6 protein-coding genes are annotated in these 6,142 nt (G+C 40.7%); 3 read left to right on the top strand and 3 right to left on the bottom strand.

The window, feature by feature from the left end:
• Positions 1 to 116 precede the first annotated feature (116 nt).
• Together CWC30_RS16160 and dnaQ are read right to left on the bottom strand one after the other, a co-directional pair.
• Complete coding sequence (locus CWC30_RS16160) at positions 117 to 1,487, bottom strand: TIGR03503 family protein (protein ID WP_138627615.1); 1,371 nt, start codon at positions 1,485 to 1,487, stop codon at positions 117 to 119.
• Between the two features lie 9 nt (positions 1,488 to 1,496).
• On the bottom strand, positions 1,497 to 2,210 hold the full coding sequence (gene dnaQ / locus CWC30_RS16165; protein ID WP_069439989.1) for a DNA polymerase III subunit epsilon: 714 nt from the start codon (positions 2,208 to 2,210) through the stop codon (positions 1,497 to 1,499).
• Between the two features lie 68 nt (positions 2,211 to 2,278).
• On the opposite strand from dnaQ, the gene rnhA reads away from it, so the two are divergent.
• Complete coding sequence (gene rnhA, locus CWC30_RS16170) at positions 2,279 to 2,743, top strand: ribonuclease HI (RefSeq protein WP_013464557.1); 465 nt, start codon at positions 2,279 to 2,281, stop codon at positions 2,741 to 2,743.
• 14 nt (positions 2,744 to 2,757) lie between these two features.
• On the opposite strand, the gene CWC30_RS16175 is transcribed toward rnhA, so the two are convergent.
• Positions 2,758 to 3,519, bottom strand: coding sequence for a class I SAM-dependent methyltransferase (locus CWC30_RS16175; protein WP_138627616.1), 762 nt, complete (start codon positions 3,517 to 3,519; stop codon positions 2,758 to 2,760).
• Between the two features lie 53 nt (positions 3,520 to 3,572).
• Here CWC30_RS16175 and gloB point away from each other — a divergent pair, with 53 nt between their 5' ends.
• Together gloB and CWC30_RS16185 are read left to right on the top strand one after the other, a co-directional pair.
• Positions 3,573 to 4,346 carry a hydroxyacylglutathione hydrolase gene (gene gloB, locus CWC30_RS16180; RefSeq protein ID WP_138627617.1) on the top strand — a complete coding sequence of 258 codons (774 nt, stop codon included), beginning with the start codon at positions 3,573 to 3,575 and terminating at the stop codon, positions 4,344 to 4,346.
• Positions 4,347 to 4,532: 186 nt separating this feature from the next.
• The gene (locus CWC30_RS16185; protein WP_138627618.1) at positions 4,533 to 6,110 is read left to right on the top strand and encodes a lytic transglycosylase; all 1,578 of its coding nucleotides are present in this window, start codon (positions 4,533 to 4,535) and stop codon (positions 6,108 to 6,110) included.
• The last annotated feature ends 32 nt before the right edge of the window (positions 6,111 to 6,142 follow it).

Consider the following 6,142-nt stretch of genomic DNA (forward strand, 5'->3'; position numbering starts at 1 on the left):
CAACTGAACTACCACTCCGCATTTTCGTTGCTGTCTGAGTCTCCCCTAACAGCGGCGTGAATAATACGAACCAGCCCCTACTTCGTCAAGGGCTTTTTTGTTTTTTTACAGGTTTTTTAGTCATCTGACATCGAAAGGTTTAAAATTTCACCTGTTTTGTCATTTTTTGAGCCATTTTTTGCATCAGTTGTTTTTTGCTGATCTGATTTTTTTGCCTCGGTTGCTTTCTTTTTCTTTAAAAAAGCAAAATTCAATTTAAGTTTTATTGGTTTATTCTGCACAAAAACACGAATACATAACCAACCAATAAATAATATGACCAAATTCCCACCAATAATTAAACTAGCTATTAATCCCGTGGCCATTACTTTTGGTTTTATAACAGGCTCTGGAATATTTTCTTCCTTAATGATGCTCGCTTTTGGAATTTCTGGGATAACTTCTATCGGTCTTTCTATTTCAAATAAATAGGTTGGCAACGTAGCCATAAACTCTCTGTCATTTACTGTTGAGCCAAACACAGAAATTTCAATGTTGTAACGTCCCCATCCGTAATCTTGTAAAGCCAGTTCTCTTACTGCGGTGTTATTAGTGTCTAAGTAAAATACTTGCTCTTCATTATTGGGATAAAAAATTTTCCCTTGCATGATCACGGTTTCAGGCTTTAATAACTTTTCATCAATATTTATAGTAATACGGTGATCGTCCCCCTCATCGGTTGCTTCAACTGAGGTAAAACTAAAAGGCGGCTCATGCACAACAATAGGATCTTGAACCACCCGCCTCTCTAATACATCAGTGGTAATATAAAGCTCAGGGCGCCACTCGCCAGGTGTGAAATTTAAGGTAAACTCACCCGTAAACACACCGTCTTTTGCACTTTCATCAAATCCGTAGCCATCGTCTTTAAATTCAGTAACTTGCTGTATGCCCGCTCCAAAATTTTCAAAATTTTCATTATTAGTACTCACAAAACTCACATTGAGCGATACCGCATCTTTGAAAAGATTAGCGCGAATGGGCTCGCCATCATTTAAAATCTCACCGGTTACCTTTACAGTTTCACCCTGAAAAAGAATCTTAGGGAGTGGATCAACCTTAAGTGATAGCTCACCAATTACAACAATACGGCTCTGTGGCATTATTTGGCCAATAACTTGCCATGGCCCAGGCATAGGGTTGCGAATAACCACTAGATCGTAATTTAATTCGTCGTACCAATCTAGGCTGGTGTTTCCTACCGCATTGGTTGCAAAGTATTTAGTACCATCGGGTCTAACTAAAATAACGGCAGGCGACCCAGGACGTCTAAAAAATATTAAATTTATTTCATCAATTTTGTCATCTATACGAAAACGGTTATCCAGTAACGGTATTTCATTTTGTTTACCGCTGCCTTTTAACTCTTCAACTTGTTTAACGCTGTGTGCATCGGGAATGAAGCACGCGGCGATTAAACACAGTGAAACTACTAATAGCGTTTTCATAATAGTGCCTTATTCAGCGCGCCATAAACAATGGCCGCCCTCCTTTTGTACAATGTCTAAACGTGATTGATGTGCGCTTTGCTCTGCTTCGCTTGCTGCTATAACAACCAATGGGGCTCTATCGCTGTTTAAGCGCCTAATGCCGCCCTTTTGATCTTCACTTGAGTCATCTTTATTTTGATTTAGATTTAGCTTTACTTGTCCCCCGGTCATTGCCAGGTAAACATCGGCTAAAATCTCAGAATCCAGTAAGGCGCCGTGTAACGTCCGCTTAGTGTTATCAACATCGTAGCGACGGCAAAGCGCATCCAGGTTGTTCTTTTGTCCTGGATGCAAGTCACGCGCCATTTTAAGGGTATCAAGTACCCCACAAAAACTATGGGTGTTTTGATAACCTTGATTTAATAACGCAAATTCATTATCCATATGGCCAATATCGAACGGCGCGTTATGAATAACGAGTTCTGCGCCTTTAATATAGTCAAAAAACTCTTGGGCAATATCTCGAAAAAGCGGTTTGTCACGTAAAAATTCGTTGGTAATACCGTGAACATCGATTGCTTCTTCTTCAATGCTGCGTTGTGGATTTATGTAAACGTGAAAATTATTGCCGGTTAACCGACGATTCATTAGCTCCACACAGCCTATCTCAATAATACGATGCCCTTGTTTAGGGTCGATGCCGGTGGTTTCTGTATCTAAAACTATTTGTCTGCGTGCCATATCGAATTAAGCCTGACTCTGGTATCTTTCTATAATCACTTTATTGTACATAATATCAAGGTAAAACAGTGCAAAAAACCGTAGAGATTTACACCGATGGTTCGTGTTTAGGTAATCCAGGCCCCGGTGGTTATGGTATTTTTATGATTTATGAAGCCCATGAAAAAAAATTAAGTCAAGGTTACAAACTCACAACAAACAACCGCATGGAAATGCTAGCTGCCATTGTTGCGCTAGAATCACTTAATCGTTCATGCCCTGTTACCCTGACTACCGATAGCCAATACGTAAAACAAGGCATTGAGTCGTGGATCACCAATTGGAAAAAACGCGGTTGGCAAACCTCTGCTAAAAAGCCGGTTAAAAATGTCGACTTATGGAAACGTCTCGATAAAGCCTGCGCCGAGCACGATGTTACTTGGAAATGGGTAAAAGGTCACAGTGGCCATAAATATAATGAAATTGTTGACGACCTTGCCCGTGATGCGGCCAGCGGCAACAACTTAATTGATGATGAAGGTTACCAACCGTAACCCACAATATCGCTCTATTTTTTATTTTGCTGATAATGTTGCTTTGAGGTCTGCCTAAGCCCTACCCCTTTTATTGGCGCAAATTGTGGCCGTGCATGCCACTTAGGTTTTATTGGCGTAAGTGGCACAACACGTTTTCGTGCCACCAGCAAATATACACTGCCCATAGGTTTTAAATATTGCTTGGTAAAGCTGCGCCAAAACGCAAACCGCGACAACCGGTTACCGCGTGCCAACGATGAATAAATAAATCGCTCATCGGCCACAATTTCAAATCCGAGTAAATTAAGCCAGTCTTTAACGCGTGCAGGGGTAAAAAAGCGCCCTGTCCACGGTAGTTTTTGACCACTAAATGGCAGTAACTGCGCCAAGCCACAAAAGCTAAGCGGATTAAACCCCGTAATGGCGATATAACCGCCGGGAATAAGCGTACGATGAGCCTCACGTAATATATGATGCGGATCTGAGTGATACTCTAAACAATGGCTCATAATGCACGCATCTATACTGTGCTCATAAAAAGGCAGTTCGTCTATGTCAGCCACCACTCCGGTATAAGGGCCAGGCTCTGCAACGCATACTTGATGCTTAATGGAACTTTTGCTGGTATCTAACTCACCACTTAAATTACCCAATTTAAGCATATGATAGCCAAACATACGCGGTAGCCACGGCGACAATTTGCGTTCTATATCACAACGTAAATGATCACCATGCGGAAACTGCTGCCATGACAACGGTTTGGGTCCTTCTTGAAAACTAAAGGCTGGTTTCATTATATAAGCTCGTTATAATATTAATTAAATACCACTTTATAGAGCAACGATACATGGTGCAAGTCAAAGCAATTAAAGCCTTTTCTGATAACTACATTTGGTGCTTAACCACCGAGCATAATAACCAAGCGTGGGTGGTTGACCCTGGCCAATCAGAGCCGGTCACTGAGCATTTAGCACAGTATAATTTAACCCTAGGCGGTATTTTAATAACGCATCATCATTATGATCACACTGATGGCGTTGCCCAATTAGTAAAACAGTATCCAAACGTTGAGGTTTACGGCCCAAGTAACAGTCCATTTAAAGGAATTACACGCCCTTTAAATGAAGACCAAACGATTACCGTTTTAGGCACCTCATTTAATATTATCACCACGCCTGGCCACACACTCGATCATATTTGTTATGTTAATGATGCACTTGCCTTTACTGGCGACACATTATTTAGCGGTGGTTGTGGGCGCTTATTTGAAGGCACTCCAGAACAAATGTGGCATTCATTTAATAAACTTAGTGCACTACCGAGTGATTGCAAAGTGTATTGTACTCATGAATACACCCAGGCGAATTTGGCGTTTGCAAAAGCGGTTGAGCCACGAAACCCCGAGTTACTCGCTTACAGCCAGCAAGTAGATGAATTGCGTAATAAAGATGAAATAACGTTGCCAAGTACCATAGGCCATGAGCTGAAAATTAATCCTTTTATGCGTAGCAATTTGCCAAACATTATAGAATTAATACCAAAAAAATATTGTTTAGTTACAAAAAGCAATGAACCTTGGGAAAACTTTGCTAGTCTGAGAAAATTCAAAGATCATTTTTAATTAGGGCCTATTGCTCTGTTAAGGTTAAATGTGTCTTAATAACAAGAATAAAAAACGATTAGTTAATAAACAACAAGTTAACATTTTCTAATCATATTTGTTTGGAACTTTTAACGGTCATAAGTGGCAATGTTGACTCATTATGGGTAGTATTCGCCGAGTTTTTTACCCTAAGTATTGGTATTTATGAATAAATCTCCTCTTTTATTGGTCTTAGCGATGGCGCTAAGCGGCTGTCAAACTCTGACAACGTTAAACACAGATTCACAAAATCAGGCACAAGACCAACTTGAAGGCGCAAGCCCAAACGATATTAACACGGCGCTGATGATGAACGCGCAATATCAACAAGTGAACGATATCGAAGAGGAAGCCCCTGTGTTTGACGATGTTTGGGAGCGTATTCGTTACCAATTATCTATCGATATTCCCCAAAATCGCCCAGTGGTCGCTGAACGTAACTATTATGCGCGCCATCAAGCATACTTAGATCGTATCTCTAAACGTGCTGAGCCGTATTTGCACTTTATTGTTGAAGAAATTGAAAAGCGTGAAATGCCAATCGAAATTGCACTTTTACCTATAGTAGAAAGTGCTTTTGACCCTTATGGCTACTCGCATCGCACCGCATCGGGTATTTGGCAATTTATGCCAGCAACCGGCGAGCGTTTTGATTTAAAACAAAACTGGTGGTATGACGGGCGTCGCGACATTGTGCAATCAACTCGCGCAGCGCTTGATTATCTCTCATACTTACACAAAACCCTTGAGGGTGACTGGCTGAACGCAATTGCAGCTTATAACTCAGGTGAAGGCCGCTTACTGCGTGCGATTAAAAAGAATCGTAAAAAGCATTTACCTACCGATTTTTGGTCACTTGATTTACCTCGTGAAACCACTGCCTACGTGCCTAAATTATTAGCATTAGCCGATTTATTAAAGCGCGCTGATGATTTTAATGTGTCATGGAAGCCTATTATTAACGCGCAAGTAGTTGAAGTGGTCAATATTGAGTCACAAATTGATTTAGCGCTGGCAGCCGACATGGCTGACATGACCCTCACCGAGCTATACAGACTAAACCCTGGATTTAACCGCTGGGCAACAGACCCTGATGGTCCACACTTTTTATTAATACCCACCGATAAAGTAGAGCAATTTACAGAAAAATTGGCTGCAACTGACATTAAAAGTCGTCTTCGCTGGCAACAATACAAAGTTAAAAAAGGTGATAGCCTGTCGGTAATTGCCAGTAAATTTGCCACTAGCACCAATGCAATAAAGTCATTAAATAAGCTTAATTCAAACGTAATTCGTGTTGGCCAACACATTTTAGTGCCGCTAACAGATGGTAAAATTAACAGTGAACATTTACCTCAGCAAGTACGCGCGGCCGCTAATAAAAGTTTGCGTACTAAGCTATCACACACGGTAAAAAGTGGCGACACATTATGGGACATAAGCCGCGAATACGATGTCACTATGGGTGAATTAGCTAAGTGGAATAAGCTGAAGAAAAATACAGTGCTGCGTTTAAATCAAAAATTGGTTGTTTATAAATCAGCAAATCAGCCTAAAGAGGCAGCTAATAACACCAACCGCACTATTACTTATAAAGTGCGTCGGGGTGATTCATTAGCGCGAATAGCCTCTAAGTTTAATTTAACCGTGAGCGAGATAATTAAATGGAATGACTTGGCTGGGCAAAAATACTTACAGCCAGGTCAAAAGCTTAAACTCAAGGTTAATGTGAGAAGTAGCTAATAAACATAACCAATAAATAAAAAAAGAGCGCA

Origin of the sequence: Pseudoalteromonas sp. S4741 (genome assembly GCF_005886135.1) — a bacterium.
Classification (GTDB): domain Bacteria; phylum Pseudomonadota; class Gammaproteobacteria; order Enterobacterales; family Alteromonadaceae; genus Pseudoalteromonas; species Pseudoalteromonas tetraodonis.

Coding starts and splice junctions, on each gene's coding strand:
- CWC30_RS16160 (WP_138627615.1), bottom strand. CDS start 1,487: ATGAAAACGCTATTAGTAGTTTCACTGTGTTTAATCGCCGCGTGCTTC.
- dnaQ (WP_069439989.1), bottom strand. CDS start 2,210: ATGGCACGCAGACAAATAGTTTTAGATACAGAAACCACCGGCATCGAC.
- CWC30_RS16175 (WP_138627616.1), bottom strand. CDS start 3,519: ATGAAACCAGCCTTTAGTTTTCAAGAAGGACCCAAACCGTTGTCATGG.
- gloB (WP_138627617.1), top strand. CDS start 3,573: ATGGTGCAAGTCAAAGCAATTAAAGCCTTTTCTGATAACTACATTTGG.
- CWC30_RS16185 (WP_138627618.1), top strand. CDS start 4,533: ATGAATAAATCTCCTCTTTTATTGGTCTTAGCGATGGCGCTAAGCGGC.